The sequence below is a fragment of the Pseudomonadota bacterium genome (assembly GCA_010028905.1).
In the GTDB taxonomy this organism is placed as follows: domain Bacteria; phylum Vulcanimicrobiota; class Xenobia; order RGZZ01; family RGZZ01; genus RGZZ01.
This window is the reverse complement of sequence record RGZZ01000600.1, coordinates 1-2652: the sequence shown is the minus strand read 5'-3', so window position 1 is coordinate 2652 and position 2652 is coordinate 1. Positions and strand designations below refer to the sequence as shown.

Below are 2652 nucleotides of genomic sequence, written 5' to 3'. Positions count from 1 at the left end.
CGGCGGGCGCGTCGGCCGAGTCGACCCGCCAGGCCGCTCGTGATGCCCAGCCCCGCCTGCAGGCCCTGCTGCGCGATCTCAACGCCACGCCGTCCGCGGCGTCGCGCTCCTGACGTGGCGGCGCGCAAGGCGTCCGAGCCGGCGCCCGCACCGCTGACGAAGTACTTCTACGATCTCACCCCCGAGCGCATCCTCGACGCCTTCGACGCGGCAGGCATCGCCTGCAACCCTGCGGTGCGCTTCCTCAACTCCCTCGAGAACCGGGTGGCGCAGGTCGAAGACCTCGAGGGTGAGCGCTGGGTGGCGAAGTTCTACCGCCCAGGGCGTTGGAGCCGGGACGCCGTTGCCGAGGAGCATCGCTTTCTGGCCGATCTGCGTGCGGCCGACGTGCCGGTGTCGTCGCCGGTGCTGCTTCCTCGTTTCGGGGAGACCATTGGAGAGACCGCGGGCATCTTCTTCGCAGTCTTTCCCCACCAGGCAGGTCGCCCGCCAGACGAGCTGAGCGTGAGACAGGTGCACGAGCTCGGCGATCTGGTGGCACGGGTGCACGAGGTGGGCAGCAAGCGCAAGGCCCAGCACCGCCCAGGGTGGACGGTGGCCGAGCCCGGGCGTCGTGATCTCGAGATCCTCGATAGCGAGCGGGTGATGCCGGCAGAGACCTGGGCACGCTACAAGAAGGCCGTCGAGCCGCTGCTGCCCATCGCCCGCGAGCGGTTGAAGGGCGTCGAGATGATTCGCATCCACGGCGACTTCCATCGCGGAAACCTGCTGTGGCCGTCGCTGGGCCCCGTTGTCGTCGACTTCGACGACATGGCCATGGGGCCGCCCGTGCAAGACCTCTGGATGCTGCTGCCGGGGCGCGATCCGGAGTCGCTCGAGCAGCGCGACGCCTTCCTCAACGCCTACGAGAAGCGCCGCCCGTTTGAGCGCCGAACCATCGGTCTCATCGAGGTGCTGCGGGCTCTGCGATACGTGCGCTACGCCGCCTGGCTGGCCCAGCGGCGCCTCGACCCGGCCTTCAAGCGGGTGCTCTACGAGTACGGCACGTCGTCGTACTGGCGTCAGGAGATCACCGAGCTCGAGGCCCAGCTGCGCCTGATCTCGCGGTAGCGATCGCCGAAGAGGATCGAGGTGCGGCTCGCGGAAGTGCACCTCCCCAGTCTACCCGAAGGGTTTGCTTGAAGCGATGACATCGCGACCGTCTCTTTGTGCACGTCTGGTCTTGTGTGCCTGCCTGCTGATCGCATTCACATCCGTGCCGACCTTGCACGCACACGCCAACGCCGTCTCCACGGCTGACGCGCGTCGCGCCATACAGCGCGCCTACGATGATGCCTCGGCGGCCGCCGCGCGCCGAGACGCCGACGGCTGGCTGGCGAGCAAGGCCGACACCTTCGTGAGCGTCGGGCTCGATGGCAAGGAGGTGAACCTCGCCACGCGCCGCGCGCTGCTCAAGATGCTCCTCAGCACGGTGAAGACGGTGAAGGCCATCACCACGGTGCGCTCGCTTCACTTCGACAGCACGGCGCCCAACGGTGCCGTCATCGCGGTGGCGCGCATCCACGAGCATGTCGTGATGACCTTCAACCGGCTCAACAGCAAGCGGGTTTCAACCCTCGTCACCGATACCGACGCAGAGTCGACGTGGGCCGTGACGGCGTCCGGCTGGCGTGAGGTTCGCTGCCGCAGCCTGCGCGAGAAGGGCACGCTCGACGGCAAGCCGCTGGCGGGCGTCACGCGATAGGCTTCAGGCTGCCGTCACACCCGTTCAAGGGGCCAGATCACCGTGTCGATGTGGGGCGCGTAGTGCAGCAGCGGTGGCTCGCCAGGCACGTCGAGGCCCCAGCATGAGAAGGTGGTGTTGGTCTCGATCTCGGCTTGCGCCTCGTGCAGCGTCCAGGGGGTGTGGTGTATATCGCCCTCGTACACGTGCCCATCGTCGACCGTGTAGAGGGCGTACCGCTCGGTGAGCCAGCGCTCCAGCGTGCCTGGCGTGAATGCAAGCGCCGGCCCTTTCGCGCGATATCGCCCCTTGAACTCGGCGATGGGAACCCCAGAGTGGCGTCGCGTCGATCGGTAGGTCACCCAGCCGTCGTCGGCGATGTCGAACGACATCTTCGCGTTGTAGTAGGGCAGGGCGTAGAGGAAGCGCGCCGCCATCACCGCCACGTGGTTGCTCGCGTCGAGGCTGATGAAATAGACACCCGGCTTGCCTTTGTGTGTGACGTAGGTGCGCACGTTCATCTCGATGAAGCTGCCCGCGAAGGGCACCTTCACGCGCCCGCGCAGGCTCTCGTCAGCGATCCAGAAAGGCACCAGGCCGATGTAGCACGTCCCGTCGCGGGCATCGAGCGCGAGGGGCTCGGGCACCAGCGCGCGCAGCGCCGCGGCGGGCACGGGCCAGTGGGCGAACAGCAGCCCCTCCCACGTCTGCGTCATGAGCCATGGCCGCGTGGGCAGGGGCCAGGGGCGGTGGTCGGTCTGGGCGAGCATGTCGTCGATGAGGGCGCGCGAGAGAGGCATGCTTGTGGGGTTTGCGTGCGGTGAGGTCTCTCCTGCTCAGGGTGTGGTGGGATCGCCGACCTGCAGGGTGCGCACCGCGCCGCCTTTGCTGGCGGTGAGGGTGACGCTGTCGTTGGCAAGCTCGATGTG

3 protein-coding genes are annotated in these 2652 nt (G+C 67.8%); 2 read left to right on the top strand and 1 reads right to left on the bottom strand.

Annotated features, from left to right (window positions below; genetic code table 11):
• Positions 1 to 39: 39 nt before the first annotated feature.
• Positions 40 to 1110 carry a serine/threonine protein kinase gene (locus tag EB084_23335; protein NDD31196.1) on the top strand — a complete coding sequence of 357 codons (1071 nt, stop codon included), beginning with the start codon at positions 40 to 42 and terminating at the stop codon, positions 1108 to 1110.
• Positions 1111 to 1222: 112 nt separating this feature from the next.
• Positions 1223 to 1744, top strand: coding sequence for a hypothetical protein (locus EB084_23330; protein NDD31195.1), 522 nt, complete (start codon positions 1223 to 1225; stop codon positions 1742 to 1744).
• Between the two features lie 14 nt (positions 1745 to 1758).
• Here EB084_23330 and EB084_23325 read toward each other — a convergent pair whose 3' ends face one another.
• Positions 1759 to 2493, bottom strand: a complete 735-nt coding sequence (locus tag EB084_23325; GenBank protein NDD31194.1) for a DUF2071 domain-containing protein — start codon at positions 2491 to 2493, stop codon at positions 1759 to 1761.
• Positions 2494 to 2652 lie beyond the last annotated feature (159 nt).